The sequence below is a fragment of the Pseudomaricurvus albidus genome (assembly GCF_018863235.1).
Lineage (GTDB): Bacteria > Pseudomonadota > Gammaproteobacteria > Pseudomonadales > Cellvibrionaceae > Pseudomaricurvus > Pseudomaricurvus albidus.
The window spans coordinates 12,263-29,195 of record NZ_JAHKRS010000002.1; the positions used below are offsets into that span (position 1 = coordinate 12,263).

At 51.2% G+C, this 16,933-nt stretch carries 17 protein-coding genes; 12 read left to right on the plus strand and 5 right to left on the minus strand.

Annotated features, from left to right (window positions below):
- The first annotated feature begins 42 nt into the window (after positions 1 to 42).
- From KOI40_RS03360 to KOI40_RS03375, 4 genes are all read left to right on the plus strand, one after another.
- Positions 43 to 552 carry an O-acetyl-ADP-ribose deacetylase gene (locus tag KOI40_RS03360; RefSeq protein ID WP_216096061.1) on the plus strand — a complete coding sequence of 170 codons (510 nt, stop codon included), beginning with the start codon at positions 43 to 45 and terminating at the stop codon, positions 550 to 552.
- Positions 553 to 715: 163 nt separating this feature from the next.
- Positions 716 to 2,983, plus strand: coding sequence for a sensor domain-containing diguanylate cyclase (locus KOI40_RS03365; protein WP_216096062.1), 2,268 nt, complete (start codon positions 716 to 718; stop codon positions 2,981 to 2,983).
- 168 nt (positions 2,984 to 3,151) lie between these two features.
- Positions 3,152 to 3,517, plus strand: a complete 366-nt coding sequence (locus KOI40_RS03370) for a hypothetical protein (RefSeq protein ID WP_216096063.1) — start codon at positions 3,152 to 3,154, stop codon at positions 3,515 to 3,517.
- Between the two features lie 152 nt (positions 3,518 to 3,669).
- Positions 3,670 to 4,185 carry an OmpH/Skp family outer membrane protein gene (locus tag KOI40_RS03375; protein WP_216096064.1) on the plus strand — a complete coding sequence of 172 codons (516 nt, stop codon included), beginning with the start codon at positions 3,670 to 3,672 and terminating at the stop codon, positions 4,183 to 4,185.
- An 11-nt stretch (positions 4,186 to 4,196) separates the two neighbouring features.
- Here KOI40_RS03375 and KOI40_RS03380 read toward each other — a convergent pair whose 3' ends face one another.
- Positions 4,197 to 5,723, minus strand: a complete 1,527-nt coding sequence (locus KOI40_RS03380) for a glycosyl hydrolase family 79 N-terminal domain-containing protein (RefSeq protein ID WP_233710000.1) — start codon at positions 5,721 to 5,723, stop codon at positions 4,197 to 4,199.
- A 190-nt stretch (positions 5,724 to 5,913) separates the two neighbouring features.
- Positions 5,914 to 6,120, minus strand: coding sequence for a hypothetical protein (locus KOI40_RS03385; RefSeq protein WP_216096065.1), 207 nt, complete (start codon positions 6,118 to 6,120; stop codon positions 5,914 to 5,916).
- 271 nt (positions 6,121 to 6,391) lie between these two features.
- Between KOI40_RS03385 and KOI40_RS03390 the strand changes: the two genes are divergently transcribed.
- Positions 6,392 to 7,573: a magnesium transporter gene (locus tag KOI40_RS03390; protein ID WP_216096066.1), complete on the plus strand. Its 1,182-nt coding sequence runs from the start codon at positions 6,392 to 6,394 to the stop codon at positions 7,571 to 7,573.
- Positions 7,574 to 7,605: 32 nt separating this feature from the next.
- Here the strand turns inward: KOI40_RS03390 and lpxC are convergent, their stop codons facing one another.
- The gene (gene lpxC, locus KOI40_RS03395; protein ID WP_216096067.1) at positions 7,606 to 8,556 is read right to left on the minus strand and encodes a UDP-3-O-acyl-N-acetylglucosamine deacetylase; all 951 of its coding nucleotides are present in this window, start codon (positions 8,554 to 8,556) and stop codon (positions 7,606 to 7,608) included.
- Positions 8,557 to 8,702: 146 nt separating this feature from the next.
- On the opposite strand from lpxC, the gene KOI40_RS03400 reads away from it, so the two are divergent.
- The 5 genes from KOI40_RS03400 (at position 8,703) to KOI40_RS03420 (ending at position 13,792) form a co-directional block, all read left to right on the plus strand.
- Entirely contained in the window at positions 8,703 to 9,701 is a 999-nt protein-coding gene (locus KOI40_RS03400; protein ID WP_216096068.1) for an AraC family transcriptional regulator, read from the plus strand.
- A 60-nt stretch (positions 9,702 to 9,761) separates the two neighbouring features.
- On the plus strand, positions 9,762 to 10,781 hold the full coding sequence (locus KOI40_RS03405) for an alpha/beta fold hydrolase (protein WP_216096069.1): 1,020 nt from the start codon (positions 9,762 to 9,764) through the stop codon (positions 10,779 to 10,781).
- 270 nt (positions 10,782 to 11,051) lie between these two features.
- Positions 11,052 to 12,020, plus strand: coding sequence for an NAD(P)H-dependent flavin oxidoreductase (locus KOI40_RS03410; protein WP_216096070.1), 969 nt, complete (start codon positions 11,052 to 11,054; stop codon positions 12,018 to 12,020).
- Positions 12,021 to 12,085: 65 nt separating this feature from the next.
- Positions 12,086 to 13,273: an aminotransferase-like domain-containing protein gene (locus tag KOI40_RS03415; RefSeq protein WP_216096071.1), complete on the plus strand. Its 1,188-nt coding sequence runs from the start codon at positions 12,086 to 12,088 to the stop codon at positions 13,271 to 13,273.
- Positions 13,274 to 13,369: 96 nt separating this feature from the next.
- Positions 13,370 to 13,792: a TrbC/VirB2 family protein gene (locus KOI40_RS03420; RefSeq protein ID WP_216096072.1), complete on the plus strand. Its 423-nt coding sequence runs from the start codon at positions 13,370 to 13,372 to the stop codon at positions 13,790 to 13,792.
- 53 nt (positions 13,793 to 13,845) lie between these two features.
- On the opposite strand, the gene KOI40_RS03425 is transcribed toward KOI40_RS03420, so the two are convergent.
- Together KOI40_RS03425 and KOI40_RS03430 are read right to left on the minus strand one after the other, a co-directional pair.
- A complete protein-coding gene (locus KOI40_RS03425; protein WP_216096073.1) occupies positions 13,846 to 15,033 on the minus strand; it encodes a PilT/PilU family type 4a pilus ATPase in 1,188 nt (395 codons plus the stop codon).
- 191 nt (positions 15,034 to 15,224) lie between these two features.
- Entirely contained in the window at positions 15,225 to 15,530 is a 306-nt protein-coding gene (locus KOI40_RS03430) for an AMP-binding protein (protein WP_216096074.1), read from the minus strand.
- A 237-nt stretch (positions 15,531 to 15,767) separates the two neighbouring features.
- Between KOI40_RS03430 and KOI40_RS03435 the strand changes: the two genes are divergently transcribed.
- Positions 15,768 to 16,538 carry a TonB-dependent receptor plug domain-containing protein gene (locus tag KOI40_RS03435; RefSeq protein ID WP_216096075.1) on the plus strand — a complete coding sequence of 257 codons (771 nt, stop codon included), beginning with the start codon at positions 15,768 to 15,770 and terminating at the stop codon, positions 16,536 to 16,538.
- A complete protein-coding gene (locus tag KOI40_RS03440) occupies positions 16,538 to 16,759 on the plus strand; it encodes a hypothetical protein (RefSeq protein ID WP_216096076.1) in 222 nt (73 codons plus the stop codon). The genes KOI40_RS03435 and KOI40_RS03440 overlap by 1 nt, the downstream gene beginning before the upstream one ends.
- The last annotated feature ends 174 nt before the right edge of the window (positions 16,760 to 16,933 follow it).

Here is a 16,933-nt window from a genome sequence, read left to right on the forward strand (position 1 = left end):
TGCAACAGCAAGTTCAGTTTGAGGCTGTAGTTGGGAGAGAGTATGCAGAATATTCAAGTGGTTGAAGGTGATATCACTACCCTGCGCGTCGATGCTATTGTCAATGCCGCGAATAACTCGTTGCTGGGCGGTGGGGGCGTCGATGGGGCGATTCACCGGGCGGCAGGGCCACAATTGCTGGAAACGTGCAGGACTTTGGCTGGTTGCGAAACCGGACAGGCAAAAATCACCCAGGGATATCGTTTGCCGGCTTCTTATATTATTCACACGGTGGGGCCGGTCTGGCGCGGTGGAGATTATGACGAAGAAGCCTTGCTGGCTTCCTGCTATCGTGAATCTCTGAATCTGGCTGAGTCCAGCGCCATAACGTCCATAGCCTTTCCGGCCATCAGTTGCGGGGTCTATGGTTTTCCTGTAAATCGAGCCTGCGAAATCGCTGTTTCAACGGTGAACAGCTGGTTGAAGCAACACTCATCCAAAATCACGGTAATCTTTGTTTGCTTTGGTGGTGATCTCAAGGCTTGCTATGACCGTGTGCTAAGTAAAGGCTAACTTCGCCTCCTTGCCTGATTGCCATTGACTCCCTGCTGCTTGTGCAGGGGGTGGACTGGTTATTACTGAGCCAGCCTGTCCATTAATCTTGTACTTGTTCAAATTGTAATCCAAACTCGCTTAACATCTTCTAATATAAGCAGTATTGCGGTTATAACTTGATTTGGATAAGACATTGATACGACGTAATTTCCCTGTGCTCTATGTGCTGCTGCTTTTGGCGGGCTTGGGGCTGTCTTCTGTCAGTTGGTCGTCTTCTTTCGTGGAAAATCAAGTGGCAAGCCAGGCGATTGACGTGGTAAAGGATCATCCTGAAACGGCTCTAAATGACGGTTGGGCCTATCGTTGGGGGGATTCTCCGTTTTCTCCGGCGGGTGTTCCGCAATGGACGCTTCCCGGGAGTACTCTGGATTGGCAGCCTATTGAGTATCCTGCGGATCCGGTGGCTCGAGATGATCAGAGCAATATCTGGTTTCGTGTGACATTGCCCAATGCCAACCTTCGGGATCCTGTGCTTTATGCGTCCAGTATCGATTTTCTGGTCGAGGCTTATGTGGATGGCCAGTTGATCTATCGACATGGCGAGTTTGATGATCGGGGCAGGGGGGAGTTCGCCGGCTGGCCGTGGCATATGATCACATTGCCAGAGGACTTCGCCGGCAAGTCGATCTACTTCCGTGTGTTTTCAGACTACAAAAATATTGGTTTCTGGGGCGAGGTAAAGATCGCAGAAAGAGTCAGTATTCTCGATCAGGTGGTGAAGGAGTCTGCGCAGGGCTTGTTGGTGTCCGGGATTACGTTGCTGATTGCGTTAATGGCGGGAGCATTTGCCGTACTGCAGGGACAGCGTCGTCGATTTTTGTGCGTGTGTCTTTTTTCTTTGGCTGCGGCCGGGCTGGTTATGGGGGATATTCCGGTAATGAAGCTGGTCTGGAATCAGCCATTATTTTGGAATTACATCGGCGCATTTGCTTATTTTATGCTGCCAATTCCGATGTTTATGTTATTGGCTGATTGGCTTTCAAAATCCAGCTTTGAGGTTCGTCACTTTACCGGGTTGTGGATGTTTCATTTGGCATTTCTGGTGGTGGCGGCCATCAGTAGTCTGCTGGGCATTGTGAATGTCACTCAGCTTTACCCGATTTTTGATGGGATCTTTATCGTTTCTTTATTGTTTCTGATTGTCTCGGTGTTGTTTATTTTTCACCGGGTGACGGGTGAACAAAAAGTATTGATTCTCGCGTACTTTGGCTTTTGTGCGGTGATGATACTGGATATGGCTGTGGCTCATAGCTGGCTGTCATGGGCCAATGTACCGGTTTCCAGTGGCGCATTGATATTTTCGCTAGCGATTATTGGGTTGTCGTTTAATCATTATCTGATGACGCAACGACAGTTTTCAGAATTAAACTCGCTGCTGGAGACGAAGGTCGAGGAGCGTACTAAGCAGTTGGAAACGTTGGCAGAAAAAGAACGCTTACGCTCTGATTTTCTGCAGTTTCAACAAGATAAGTTAGAAAGAATTAGTGACATCACACTGGCTTTGGAGGGCTGCCACAGTTTAGAAGCAGGTGTTAATAAATTGGGGGATCTGATTGTGGATCTCTGTGAGCCGTTCTCAGGGGTGTATCGAATTGCTACTCAAGAACGGTGGGACGTCGCTCATCATTGGGGGGATTATGGTTCGCTACCTGCAGTTGACGAAGGGTTAATAACACGCACAGAGCTTTGGGATGATGGAGGTTTTTTTTCATTAAATGTTACGGACACCCGAGGTGTGGTTCATTGTGTGGCAATTCTTCAGGTGAAGTTAACCGGTGAGTCCAAAGGCTATACAGTTTATGGCTTTTTGCCATTGCTGAAACGTGCAGTAGAGAAAATCAGTATGGTTCTGACGAATATCGCCTTGCGAGAGGAATTGCAGAGATATTCTTATGAAGATGATTTGACCGGCTTGAAAAACAGACGTTTCCTGGATGATGTTTTGGAGTATGAAGTGGCTACAGCTGAGCGTGTCGGTCAGCCGCTCTCATTATTAATGTGTGACATTGACCACTTTAAGAAATTTAATGACAGTTATGGACACCCGGCAGGGGATCAGGCTTTGAAGGTCATAGCAGGACTGTTGAAAGACTCTTTCCGCAAAGCAGATATTGCCTGTCGTTTAGGTGGCGAGGAATTCGTCGTATTGATGCCAATGGCCAGTGCTGAAGAGTGTTTGCAAAAGGCAGAACAATTAAATCTGGCAGTTGCCAATACAGAAGTCACACATGAAGGTGTGCCCCTGGGGCATGTAACACTGTCTATCGGTATTGCCAGTTACCCAATGCACACCCGGGACCCTGATAAATTATTAAAACTCGCAGATATGGCGCTGTACGACGCGAAAGAGAGTGGCCGGGACTGTATTCGGCTGGCTAAACAAAATTAAGACACGAAATTTTATATCAGAGGTTGCTGGGGCCGCTCACTTTTCCTGACCCAGTACTTTTAAAATGGTTTTTTGAAAGAATTCAATATGCAATATTTAATACCCTTGATGCTCCTGGTGATTTCACAATCTGTGTTTTCCTGCAGTTGCAAAAGGATTCACGGGAGTGTGGAAGAGAAAATTGCACATTATTATAACAACAGCGATGCCGTGTTCTTTGCCCTCATTACTGATTCAAAGATTGAAGGTGATCCCTCCGGGTTTTCGGCGGTTAATAACCGTTTCCATGTAATTCACCAATATCGGGGCAATCCCTCTCAATGGGAAGTTCTGACGACGGAAGGCAGTAATGGTACCAGTTGCGCAACACGTTTGATTACCGGTGGCCGGTATTTGTTTTTCCTCAATTACAATCATATCAATCACTGCAGTTGGTTTATCCCGATTGGCGGGCCTTATGACGATAAAAAATACCGGCACATTATGGAAAAGGTCGTTGCGCTTGAGCGGTTAAATCTTGATTCGGAAGAATGATAACTACTGAGTCTTGACCTGCAGGGTTAATGACAATATTGCAAAACTCACGCACTGCTCTAAGCTGAGAAGTTATGTGCCCGCAGAAATATGAAGCTGGAACAGCCTGCATCGGGGCATTTGATAATGAACGTACCTGCAAGGATGGATGGATGATGAGAGTGAAGCATTTTTTAACTGTTGTGGCTGTCGCTGTATTGAGTTGGGGGGCAGTATCCGCTGTGGCCGCTCCTGATGCAAAGTATGGGTATGTGGATATAGAGCAGTTGTTTAATACGCCTGCGGCTCAGGAAGTGTTATCCAAACAGGAGATTTATCAGAGTGAGACAAGAGCGGAGCTAACCCGATTGCAGCAGGATCTGGAACGGCAATATCAGGAGTTGTCTGATTTGCGGGGCACCAATCCGATGGAGCTTACGGCCGAGCAAAGAGGCCGCCTGGAAAAGTTTCAAAATGATCAGGCGCAGTTTGAGGATAAGGTTAATTCGGCACAGGAGCTACCGCCTGAGCTGACGCAAGAGCTGGAAAAATTTCAGCAAAATATTACCTCTGTGATTGGCCAGGTTGCTAAAGAGAAAGGCGTAACCATGGTGGTCAATAAAAGTGCCATTCTCTGGTCGGAGTCCTTTCACGATCTCACAGAGGATGTCATGGAAAAAATGCAGTAACAAAACTTCAATTATCCAGCTGGTTCTGCACAGTACCAAAAACTGATGCTGTGCGCGGCCACGATTCCATCGAATGTCTTTTCCGGAAAGTGTTGCAGTTCAACCTTTCCGCCTTTAAATCGAAGTTTCTCTCCGTTGAGTCTGACTTTGCGGCTGGTGAGGTTTTTGGCCGTCATTTCATAGCCAGTCGTTAAAGCCGAGCGAAGTTGAGTGGGCATCTTCAGTTCTACCGGATACTCTTTCAGATTGATCAGCAACAGGACTTTTCCCCGCTGTGATTTTGCCGAGTGAAGGTAACAGCGCAAAGACGGATCGCTGCTGGTGATCTCGTAGGCTTTTGTGCCCATAAGATTTCCCCAAAGCCAACTGACCCAATAATCCGGACGGGGTTTGAGCGTCAGGCGGACAATCATGCCGTAATCACCGCCGATTAAGGATTGCCGCACCATCACTTTTTGTCCGAGTTTGGCTCCCATACCCAGTTGATCTGCCCACCAGAAACTGGACACCCAGCGATCAGACAGCTCCGGTTGGCCGCCGCATTGGGCAGAACCGGTTTCACCGGTCCAGAGTTCGGCCTGGGGTTGCAGGCGATTGCGCAGTCTGTTCAATCTTTCACTGTACAGGCGAAAGTATTCAAAGGACTTGGGATCGAGCAAATGATGTATTCGCGCCCGACGGGTGCGTATGGGGCTGCGGTCACTCTGAAAAGGGTAGTAGTGCCAGTCGATGATATCGATAGGCTGATTCAGTTCCGATAAAAACCTGGGTGTGATATTGCTGATGGGACGAATGGTCTCGCCCAGTTTCGGCCAGAAGGCACTGCCGGGGCCGGAAATCCTGGCGTTTGGAAACAGAGAGCGCACCAGCTCGCTAAAACTGTCGTAATCCTGCGCCAGGTGTTTGGCTCGGGGCTGTGACAGTAATCCGTGAAACGCCCAGTAAGAATTCAGTTCATTGCCAAGCTCAAAAATATCGATCTGATAATTTTTCGTTTGTGTGTAATGCAGCAGTTCCAGCAGTTCCGAACCCTGCCAGCGACCGTGGTGCTTGCGTTTGAACAGACCGTACTTGCAGGTAAAGATCAACTTGAGGTTGTTGCGCTGAATAAACTGGTGCAGAGCATCCCACTGTTGATGCGTCAGCGTCAGGGCTTCCGGCTCGTCATCTGGTTGGGCAAAGTAGTGAATTTTATCCGCTTCAGAACCGCCGATACGAAGGTAGGCGGGACCTAACAATTGAACCATTCGATCCAGTTTTTTGGAATTCAACTTCAGCGGTGACACTCTGAGGGTCCCGAGCCCGCGTCGGGTATTGAGGGCACCCTCCCACCAATACCCGCCCGCCAATACGGATATGTCGATGGAAAAAGACAGGTAACGTTCATGGGTTTCGGCTACCGGTTCGGACGGTTGCCAATTCAGGGTGACCTGGTCAGTGGGCTTGTTTGACGGGGTAGCAAAGATGCCGGAACCTAACTGTAGCATCCATGAATGCAGAACTTTAAAGCGGGTGTTGCTTCTTGCGGACTCGGACATTAAACGCTGATATCCCGTTAATCAGTTCTGAGTAATAAGCTGCAGACAAAAACCGGTTCAAAAGTAAGAGTGGAACACAGGAAAAGTTTCAGAATGATGAATTTCAGCAGTCCCCGAGATAAATCCGGAGGGAGGGAAAGCTGCAAGCCCTGAAGAATCAGAGCTTGTAGCGTGGCTTCGTTTGATTGAATTAATCGTGATGCGCTGGGTGCCAGTGTTTCCAGACAGAATGACCTATCAGCCAGGCCACCCCTGCGAGCATGGTCAACGCCGACATCATGGCCTGTGATCCCGGGGAGGCATCAATGTAAAACAGAAAGCCCATGGTGATGACAAACAGTGAAAGAGCTGTTTGAAGGTCGAGTTTTTCACCGTTTTTAAAATCCGGATGCAACATGGTTACCTCCAGTGTGTAGCGTTAAAAGAATGGTGACTTACCCCAAGTATAGTGTTGTCAGGTGTCATCAGGTGAATGCTATTCGTATAACAGAAGCTTTGCTGAAAATTGATAGTTATATAGCTTGTGCGGATGGGCAATCCTTCAGGGATATTGCGGAGGCATTCCCGCCTGTCGCCTATAGTATGTTGATAGAGATGAGTATGTTGATAGAGATCGCGAGTATGTTGATAGAGATCGTGAAGAGAATCATAACCCTCAGGAGAACAGCATGACACAAAGCCCCGGTATGTCTGATTTGGTGAAGGAACTTGAGTCGAAATCACCGGAAGAAGTGGCGGATGTGTTGTCCTCCCGCGCATCCGACGACGTTCAGTTTATTTTGTCGCGGCTCCCGGAACCTCTGTCACGGGAAGTGTCAGCTCATTTGGCGGAAAAAGCCGAAAGCGAAGAGGACACCATCGCCGCCGTCAGTGGTGTCGAGTCAATTATCGGAGAATTGATGACGCCGGCGCCGGCGATCATGCCAGAAACCAAGACGGTCGCCGAGGCTATCGCTCATCTGGTGCGAACTACCGGTTTAACGGAAATTACCTATTTTTACGCCACCAACTCGGACACGGGTTGTCTGTCCGGGGTGGTGGGCATGCGAGATCTGCTGTTGGCCAAACCTTCCCAGTTATTATCCGAAGTGATGGTGCAGGAGCCGTTTGCTTTTGAGCCAGAGACACCCATGGCGGAGGCGGTCAAGGAAGCCCTCTATCGTCACTATCCTGTGTATCCAGTGGTGGATGAAAACCATTACATCATTGGTGAGGTGCGCGGCTGGAAGTTGTATGAACGTATCGCGACAGAGTTAAGTGCCCAGGCCGGCGCGCAAGTGGGTGTGGCTCGTGAAGAACAGGTCACGACACCGGTGTTTGCGGCGTTTCGCATGCGTCATCCCTGGCTGCAGGTGAATTTGCTCACCGCGTTTGCTGCTGCCTTTGTGGTGGGAATGTTCGAAGACACCATTACTCAGGTTGTGGCTCTGGCGGCATTTTTACCGGTGCTGGCGGGGCAAAGCGGTAACACCGGTTGCCAGGCGTTAGCAATCACCTTAAGAGGGATGACGCTGGGCCAGTTAAAAGATTTTCCGGTACACCGATTGCTGAGCAAGGAAATCCGTCTGGGCGCCCTGAATGGCTTTCTGGTGGGGTTGGTGGCCGGTGCTGCCATGTTTGGTTACGCACTGGCGACCGATGCCATGCAGCCGATGTTGCTGGGGGCTGTGATCGTGATTGCCATGACCGGCGCCTGCATCAGCAGTGGCATCTTTGGGGTGATGGTGCCTTTAACCCTGAAGCGCTTTGGGGCGGACCCGGCCACGGCCAGCAGTATTTTTCTGACGACCTTTACCGACATCATTGGTATGGGTTTGATGCTGTTCCTGGCAACCATGCTGATTTTGTAAAGATAGCCATTGCCTGTTTATTTTCTGGCTGTTCAGAACTCAAACTGCCAGCCCTGACGGGCAGGGTCTTCCATAATCTGATCCCAGTTGACGATCGCATCTTCCAGTGTGGTTAATGCCCAGGTATCTTCTTTGTACATGAGTTTACGCAGCAGTTGATTGTTCAGCCGGTGGCCACTGCGGTTACCGACAAAGCGTCCGACAATGTGAACGCCCAGTAATGCCAGATCGCCGACCGCATCGACCATTTTGTGGCGCACAAACTCGTTGTCAAAACGCAAACCTTCCGGATTGGCCACCATATCGTTTTCTACCAGAATGGCGTTGCGCATGGAGCCACCCTGTGCCAGTCCCAAGGTTTTCATGGTCTCCACATGTTCCGAGAAGCCAAAGGTGCGGGCCGCACAGATATAATCGCTGAAGTTTTTTTGATCCAGCTTCACCGAGATATTTTGCTGCCCAATGGCTTTCGATTTGAAATCAATGGACATGTCCATCCAGGGTTCGGGGAAGGGCATGATTCCAGCACTGGCGTTGCCTTCGTTCACCCAGAGCTCTTCTTTCATCACCAGAGCCATGCGTTTTTTCTTCTGGGTCTCTGTGCCAATCGCAATAATTTGCTCCACAAAAGGTTTGGCACTGCCGTCCATAATCGGGATCTCGGGGCCATCGATTTCGATGTGGCAGTTATCGACACCACAGGCAAACAGGGCGGCGACCAGATGTTCAACGGTGGTGACGGTTACCCCGTGGTTGTTGCCAATGGTGGTCGACAGGCGCGTTTCCGTGACGGTCATCCAGCGAGCCGGCACCACATTGTAAGGTGGTTGCAGGTCGGTACGGCAGAAGACGTATCCGGTGTCCGGGGCTGCAGGGTGCAAGGTCAGACTGACATGCTTACCGGTGTGCAAACCGCGACCGATAAAATGAATCGGTTGTTTAAGAGTGTGTTGCAGATAATCGGTATGGGTTGTCTGTTTCATTGGAGCATCCTCGTTGTGTTCCATTGAGGACAATCTTATGAATCGGTGCCTGTGCAGGCTGATCAGCTCAAGCCAATTGCTGGTCAGTCATTTGTCTTTTCGCGCCAAAGACTTATCCTGTAAAGATCAAACTGGGAAAAGTGACCATGGCTGCATCAACATTGACCTCTTGGGCCTTATTGCTCTGGGAAGAATTACGCGCCCGTCAGCTGGACGCCAATGCCCTGTTTCAAGAGGCCGGGCTGGATTCGTCAAAGCTGAGCAACAATGTGGCGCGCTATACCATCAGCCAAATGCAGCATCTCTGGGGGCTGGCGCTGGAAAAAACCAGTGAGGATCTGGGAATCTCCGTTGGTTTACGCTGGAGCCCAACCACGTTCCATGCGCTGGGTTTTGCCTGGCTGGCCAGTTCATCCCTCGGGGATGCGCTGTATCGGGCGGCCCGCTACGGAAAGTTTGTTAACGATGGCATTCACTATGAGCTGGTCTCGGAACGGTTGCAGTACCGCTTCTCTCTCCATTCAGTTTTGGAACCCGGGGTCGTTTTGACCCCCGCTTCCGTAGACGCCAGTCTGGTGGCCCTGTTAAAAATGATTCGTATGTTGCTGGGGGAGGGCTACAGTCCTGTGGAAGTGCATTGTCCACATCCTCCAAATTCTGCGGCGCTGTTGCTTGAGCGACAGGCCCGCTGTCCGTTACTGTATGGCAGTGACTCTCTTGATATTATTCTGGATCGAATGGATGTCGAGAAAGTTTTGACGACAGGGAATTCAGAGCTCAGTTTGCTTAACGAAAAGATCATTACCCAACACCTGTCCAATCTGGATCAGGATAATCTGGTGGCAAAAGTTGAGCTGGAGATCGCCAATCAACTTCCTTCAGGACAATTAAAAGAGGACAGTGTTGCCAAGGTGTTAAACCTCAGTCGCCGAACCTTGCAGCGGCATCTGGCGGAAGAAGGTACCTCCTTTGCCAGTTTGCTGGAAACCAAACGCAAGGCACTGGCTGAAACCTATGTGCGCAATCATGCGCTGGCGATCAGTGAAGTTGCTTACCTTTTGGGGTTTTCTGAACAGGCAAACTTTACCCGGGCGTTTAAGCGCTGGTATGGCCAGTCACCCAGTGAATATCGACGCGCTGGCTAGTGAACGCGCACTCGTTAATGTCGATATTTTTTATTTTTCGATCAACATGACGGAAGTCTCATGAAACAATCAATTTTGAATGCGGTGTCAGTTCTGTGTGTTTTTTTTCTGACGGTTATATCAACTGCTCAGGCCGAGATGGCGGATAAGCCAGTGTCCTACGATGCGCAATTGACCGGCTACAAGTATCCATTTCCGGTTAAGCATTATGTGTTTTTATCGCAAAACCAGTCGCTGAAAATGAATTACATGTGGCTGCCGGGTGACACTGAAAAACCCGTGGTGGTTTTGTTGCACGGCAAAAACTTTAACGGCGCTTATTGGCAGCAAACCGCACAGTGGCTGTCAGATCGGGGATACAGTGTTTTGATTCCGGATCAGATTGGCTTTGGCAAATCCTCCAAGCCGGTCAACTATCAGTATTCGTTCTCGGTGTTGGCGCACAACACCCGCCAGCTGATGTCTTCGCTCAAGATAGACAAAGCCATTGTGGTCGGTCATTCCATGGGCGGCATGCTGGCGACCCGCTTTGCGCTTAACTACCCGGAGACCACGCACAAGCTCATCCTGGTCAACCCGATAGGCCTGGAAAACTACCTGCACTATGTGACCTATCAGGACGTCGGCTTCTTTATGAAAGGCGAATTGAAGAGCACCGCTGAGGGGGTTGTCGCCTATCAGCAGAAGAATTATTACGACGGTCAATGGAATGATACCTATGCGGCTCTGGCCGAGCCTTTGATCGGCTGGCTACAGGGGTCGGACTGGCCTCAGCTGGCGCAGGTGAGCGCCTTGACCTACGACATGATCTTCACCCAGCCGGTGGTGGAGGAGTTCAAGGACCTGCAGGTCCCCGCGGCCTTGATTCTCGGCACTCGCGACCGTACCGGGCCTGGACGCAACTGGATGAAGCCGGGTGTGGATTATGAGCTGGGACGCTACGACCGCCTGGGTGATCAGATTCGTCAGCGCAACCCGGCGATAGATGTCTATGAACTGGACGGTTTGGGTCATTTACCCCAGATTGAAGACTTTGAGCGTTTCGAGGCCGTGTTTGACCGTGCCCTGACCGGGCCTTGAGCAGGATCCGGGTGAAGCCACCAGCTGCCCTTGGTGTTACTTTGTCATTTTTGCCACCAATTCAGCCAAAACCGCTAAGTGGGGTGGTTTCTGGCAGCATTTGTCGAGATTGGTGGGGTTTTGGATTAGAGTTCAGCCTCCACTGCGGGAGCTGCCGTACACAGGGTCTGTGCCTGCAGTGACACGAATAACAATCAGGCGAGGCTTTGGCCCTGGCCTGGGGTGACAGAGAGACATTCGGCGTCAGCCGATCAGAGACAGGTAAAAAATATGAAAACACGTTTAACGGAACTTCTGGGCATTGAATACCCGATCATTTGTGGCGGCATGATGCGCGTGGGCACGGCCGAGCTGGCAGCGGCAGTTTCCAACACCGGTGCTCTGGGTGTGATGACCGCTCTGACCCAGCCAACGCCTGAGCTGTTGAAGCAAGAAATCGAAAAGTGCCAGTCTCTGACTGACAAGCCCTTCGCAGTCAACCTCACCGTAGGCGTGGTGGCGACCGCCATCAATTACGACGACTACGTGGATGTGATCTGCAACAGTGGCGTTAAAATCGTCGAAACAGCCGGTCGCAGCCCCGAGCCGTTTATGGAGAAGTTCAACGCTCACGGCATCAAGGTGATTCACAAGTGTGTGGCTGTGCGTCACGCTCTGAAAGCCGAGAAAATCGGCGTTGCCGCTGTCAGCATTGACGGTTTTGAGTGTGCCGGTCACCCGGGTGAAGAGGATGTACCGGGTCTGGTGCTGATTCCTGCCGCGGCTGACCAGCTGACCATTCCCGTGGTGGCTTCCGGTGGTATTGCCGACGGTCGCGGTCTGGTTGCTGCGCTGGCACTGGGCGCCGAAGGGATCAACATGGGTACCCGCTTCGTCGCAACTCAGGAGGCGCCTGTGCACGAAAACGTGAAGCAAGCGATCGTTGAGATGAAAGAAACCGACACCTCTCTGATCTTCCGCAGCTACCGTAACACCGCTCGTGTGTACGATAACGATGTCGCCAAAAAAGTTCTGGAAGTCGAGAAAGCCGGTGGTGAATTCGGTGAAATCCACGAGTACGTTTCCGGCAAAAACCAGGAAAAAGCCTGGACGACCGGTGATGTAAATGCGGGTATGGTTACCTTTGGCATGTGTGGCGGTCTGGTAAAGAGCGTTCCTACCTGTCAGGAACTGGTGGACGAGATTGTCTCTGATGCCAAGCAAATCATTACCGAGCGACTGAACAGCTTTGTGGGTTAATCGTTAATTCACAAACCGCGCTCTGTAAAAGCCAGCGTCTCTGACTCGGGGACGCTGGCTTTTTTATGGCTGCACGCCAGACAAGGGATGTGAATCTCGCGCTTGTCATTGTAAAACCCCATGCCTTTCGGCAGTCTTACAACATGAGCATGCAAATTCTAAAACCCGATGACCGGATTGATCTGGGCGTTGGTCAGCCCGATCCGGCGTTATTGCCGCAATCCCTGTTTCAATCCCTGTCGATACCAAGACAGAGCCTGGCTTACGGCCAGGAAGCCGGCGCAATTGACTTCCGTGAGCGCCTGGCGCAGTGGCTTTCTGCCGATGTCCGGCAAACGGTGCAGGCCAGTGATCTGCTGGTGACGACCGGTTCCTCAAATGCACTGGATATGATCTGCAGCCGGTTGGCGAAACCCGGTGATACGGTGCTGGTGGAAGATCCCACTTATTTCATTGCCCTGAACCAGCTGCGCGAGCACGGTCTCAAGGTGGTGGCGGTGCCAATGGATGATCGGGGCCTGCAGCCAGAAGCGCTGGAGCAAGCGATACAACAGCACGCCCCTGCGTTTATTTATACCGTACCCACCTACCATAACCCCACAGGCATTACTCAGCCGGATGAGCGCCGCCGGAATTTGGTCGCGATGGCGAAACGTTACGCCTGTCCATTGATTGCGGACGAAGTCTATCAATGCCTCTACTTTGATCAGCCTCCGCCACCACCGCTGGCGTGTTACGACCGTGATGCACCGGTTTTATCGGTGGGCAGTTTTTCGAAAATTCTCGCACCCGGTCTCCGTCTGGGCTGGATTCAGGCCTCCGGTGATGCATTGCAGCCGTTGCTGAATGCTGCCCTGTTGAAAAGCGGTGGCGGACTTGCGCCGGTGACTTCAGCCATCGTTGGTTCTTTGATTGAAACGGGTGCTTTCCAGCAATACCTGCAATCGTTGAAGCAAATTCTGAAAACGCGGCGGGACGTCTTGTGGCAGGGGTTGACGACTGAACTCGGTGAGCGCTGGCAGATCAATCGGCCGGAGGGTGGTTATTTTATCTGGGCGAGCCAACGGGACGGGTTGTCGGTAGCAGACCTGCGAGAAGCGGCGATCCATCAGGGCGTCAGCTTTTTAGCGGGAACCAAGTTCTCTGCCAATAATAACTTTGTGTCGAGCATGCGAGTATGTTTTGCCTGGTATGACGCCGTGGAGCTTGAGCAAGCCTGTGTTCGACTGGGAAAAGTCTTCGCCGATCACTGATGTCCCATCTCGCTGACAGGTGAAAACTTTTTTCCTGCAGGATGACCCATAACACGCTAAAGTGGACAGTAATATCTGTCTCAGAGGGAATGGATCATGATCACCTATCTGTATTGGTTTCTGGTTATCGTTATTGCCATAGGGCTATTGGCGCTGTTTGGAAAAAAGGATAAATGGAAGCCCGGTTTTATCGTCTGCGGTATTGTCTTGCTGGTTGGCTTGCTGGCGTACTACTTCCATTTTGAGCAGATGTTTGTGAAACGCTATGGCGGGGTTATGTCAGTGTCGGTGCCCGAGGGCCAGCAGCACATCACCGCTACCTGGAAAGACGACAATCTGTGGATTGAAAACTACGACCCCGAAACCAACACCTGCCACTTCAACGAATACTCCAAAGGCAATTTGCTGCAGGGCAAGGTGGTGATTAAAAACTGTAATCCCGTCGCTCTGCCGCCATCCCCCCGAGTCTTTTCGCCGGCAACTGCGGATGCCAAAACCACTAAGCCGGTTGTACCTTGATAGATCCCGTCCTTAATAAAAAAAGGCCAGCTCAGTGAGCAGGCCTTCACCGCTTAAAATTTTATACCGGGATCTTCTTCGTCTTCTTCAATGGCTTCAAGGCTGAGCTCGAGGCCGGAAGACGTTGCTCCAGAACTTTCGCTGGATTCTTCACGGGTCTCTTCCGGCGGCTTGTTACCTTCTTCATACAGTTTGATACGCAAGCGCAGATTGTTGGCGGAGTCGGCGTTGTGGATGGCCTGATCGTAATCGATGCGTCCCTCCACATACAATTTGAACAGCGCGGCATCGAAGGTTTGCATACCGAGGTTTTCAGATTTTTCCATCATCTCCTTGATGGAGTGGAATTCGCCTTTCAGAATCAGTTCATTGATGGTCTGTGTGCCCAACAGGATTTCAACCGCAGCACAGCGCTTGCCGTCCACGGTGGGTACCAGGCGTTGTGAAACAAAAGCGCGGATGTTTTGCGACAGGCTCATCAGCAACTGTGGCCGGCGCTCTTCCGGGAAAAAGTTAACAATGCGGTCCAGTGCCTGGTTGGCGTTGTTGGCGTGCAGGGTCGAGATCGCCAGGTGACCGGTTTCGGCAAACGCCAGTGCGTGCTCCATGGTTTCGCGATCACGGATCTCCCCGATCAGAATGACATCCGGCGCCTGCCGCAGCGTGTTCTTCAGGGCGGCGTGGTAGCTGCGGGTATCAACACCCACCTCGCGCTGGTTGATGACACTCTTCTTGTGCTTGTGAACGTATTCCACCGGGTCTTCAATGGTAATGATATGTCCACCGCTGTTGCTGTTGCGATGATCAATCAGCGCCGCCAGCGAAGTGGATTTACCGGAGCCGGTGCCACCGACAAACAGCACCAGACCGTTTTTCTCCATCACAATGTCTTTCAGGATGGGTGGTAATTTCAGATCGTCAAACTTGGGAATTTCCATCACGATATTTCGCGCGACGATGGAGACTTCGTTGCGTTGACGGAATATGTTAATGCGGAAACGCCCGACGCCGGGAATGCCCATGGCCAGGTTCATTTCCAGATCCTGCCTGAAATTCTCCTGTTGCTCCTCGTCCATGATCTCCATGGCGATGGCTTCTACCTGACCGGGAGACATGGGCTCTTTCGACAGAGGTTTCAGGGTGCCCTGAAACTTCGCACAAGGCGGTGCACCGGTGCTTAAATACAAGTCAGAGCCGTCGTTTTTGGCCAGTATACGAAGGTAGTTGGTGAAAGTCGTCATGTTCCTATCCTGTTGCGAGTTCCGCGCACTGTTATTTTTAAGCCGACATCCGAGCGTGTCTTGGATGTCCGGCAATCATTCGATGGGGTTATCTTATTTCACGGGGCAGTCATATCCAATTGGCGACATTATGCGCCCCTTGTGGCTGCCAGGGTTCACTCGTTGACAGCGCCAGCTGCTTCAGCTCACTGTTATAGCAGCCAATCCACGTCGTCCTGCTCTGCCAGTCCGCGCATGGCTGGTTCAATGGCCATCAGGTTGATCATTTTGTCGCCAGTTTTGGCGAGGCGAGTGTAGCGGTTTACCACCGTGAGGAAGCCGTCGTTGTCCAAATGGCCTTTGTTTCCGGTTTTGTACCAGCGACGCCCGTCCAGTATGACAAGGCTATCGGCCGTTTTCTTATCATCATTAAGGTATTCGAGCATGATCTGGCCGCCGTCGATCAGGGGCAGCTCCGAATACCCTGCCGGCAATCCCCCCAGAGTCCCAAGGGGCAAAAATTGCGGAACACTTCAGGGAAATAGCATATCGCCTTCACGCGAAATTTGTCTGCAAGGGCTGCCACTAATTGACTGTTGCGGATAAGCAACCCTGCGTGTGGGCGAAGTTGACGTCTGTGCAATTACAACCCTTCACCAGGTTGAACTGGTATCAGAGTATTAAAATGGCCAACACTGATGTTCATTAATAGGTGGGGGCCTGTTTAATAAGAACGATAACCTCTGGAGAATCTCGTGAGAAACCTGTCTGACTTGTTCTTATCTGTACTTGCTTTATTCATCGCTGCCAGCCACTCCGGTTACGCCCAGGAAGCTGATGGTGGCTATTCCGGTGTCCTCGAAGAAGTTACGGTCACTGCTCAACGTCGTTCCGAGCGGTCACTGGATGTCCCTATCAGTATTACCGCTCTGAGTGCCGACCAGTTGGGTAAAGGTGACGTGCAGCAACTGGGCGACATTATGAAGCTAACCGCTGGCGTGCGTTTTGATACGACCAGCGGCAATACCCAACCCACCATTCGTGGTGTGGGTAGCGTGGTGGTTGTGGCGGGTGGCGGTTCCAATGCGGCGGTGTATACCGATGGTCTTTATTCCCCCAACCCCATGATGGCAAATATGGAGCTGATGAACATCGAAGGTGTGCAGGTATTGAAAGGGGCACAGGGCACGTTATTCGGTCGTAATTTCACTGGTGCCGTGCTGATGACCACCAGTGATCCCAGCAACGAGGCGAGTTTCAAGGGTGATCTGTCCTATGACAGTTACAATGCCCAGCGTTATCAGGTTTATGTCACCGGTGCAGACGATGATGGCACCTATGATAACTGGGCGGTACGAATCGGTGCCCGCTGGGACATCTCCGATCGGGTGATAGCGGTAATCCGCTACGCCAAAAGTGATAAAGACGTCGCTACCTATGTGGCTGACAACCCCTATGAAGACAATGGACAGGCGTATTCCACCGGTGCGTTATTCCTGTATATGAAGATGCATCGGATAACGTGATGCAGAGATCCCCTGAATTTACCGCTACGCTGGGGGTGAATTATATGACCTCTGTGCTGGAGGGTACGCTGAACCTGTCCGGTAATCTGTGTCATACGTCGGACTTTTATTTTGATTCTTCAGAAAACTACGTACATGACAGCTATCAGCTGCTGAGTCTGCGAGTAGAGAGGACGTCTCCTTCCGACGTTACAACTTTGCCGTGTACGGTGACAAACTGACTGACGAGCACTGCCGCAATCGGGTGATTCCTCAGTTTTATGAAGCCCTGAACTCCTGGGGCACCTCTTACAGTGGGGGTGTCTGTCGGATTTGAGTTCTGATCTGACGGATCTTTAAACTAAAAAGCCCCGAGTGTGCTTGTCGCACTCGGGGCTTTTTTCTCTGTGGTATTG

Coding starts and splice junctions, on each gene's coding strand:
- KOI40_RS03440 (WP_216096076.1), top strand. CDS start 16,538: ATGCAGAGATCCCCTGAATTTACCGCTACGCTGGGGGTGAATTATATG.
- KOI40_RS03360 (WP_216096061.1), top strand. CDS start 43: ATGCAGAATATTCAAGTGGTTGAAGGTGATATCACTACCCTGCGCGTC.
- lpxC (WP_216096067.1), bottom strand. CDS start 8,556: ATGAAACAGACAACCCATACCGATTATCTGCAACACACTCTTAAACAA.
- KOI40_RS03410 (WP_216096070.1), top strand. CDS start 11,052: ATGAAAACACGTTTAACGGAACTTCTGGGCATTGAATACCCGATCATT.
- KOI40_RS03390 (WP_216096066.1), top strand. CDS start 6,392: ATGACACAAAGCCCCGGTATGTCTGATTTGGTGAAGGAACTTGAGTCG.
- KOI40_RS03425 (WP_216096073.1), bottom strand. CDS start 15,033: ATGACGACTTTCACCAACTACCTTCGTATACTGGCCAAAAACGACGGC.
- KOI40_RS03385 (WP_216096065.1), bottom strand. CDS start 6,120: ATGTTGCATCCGGATTTTAAAAACGGTGAAAAACTCGACCTTCAAACA.
- KOI40_RS03405 (WP_216096069.1), top strand. CDS start 9,762: ATGAAACAATCAATTTTGAATGCGGTGTCAGTTCTGTGTGTTTTTTTT.
- KOI40_RS03415 (WP_216096071.1), top strand. CDS start 12,086: ATGGCTGCACGCCAGACAAGGGATGTGAATCTCGCGCTTGTCATTGTA.
- KOI40_RS03375 (WP_216096064.1), top strand. CDS start 3,670: ATGATGAGAGTGAAGCATTTTTTAACTGTTGTGGCTGTCGCTGTATTG.
- KOI40_RS03420 (WP_216096072.1), top strand. CDS start 13,370: ATGATCACCTATCTGTATTGGTTTCTGGTTATCGTTATTGCCATAGGG.
- KOI40_RS03380 (WP_233710000.1), bottom strand. CDS start 5,723: ATGTCCGAGTCCGCAAGAAGCAACACCCGCTTTAAAGTTCTGCATTCA.
- KOI40_RS03400 (WP_216096068.1), top strand. CDS start 8,703: ATGGCTGCATCAACATTGACCTCTTGGGCCTTATTGCTCTGGGAAGAA.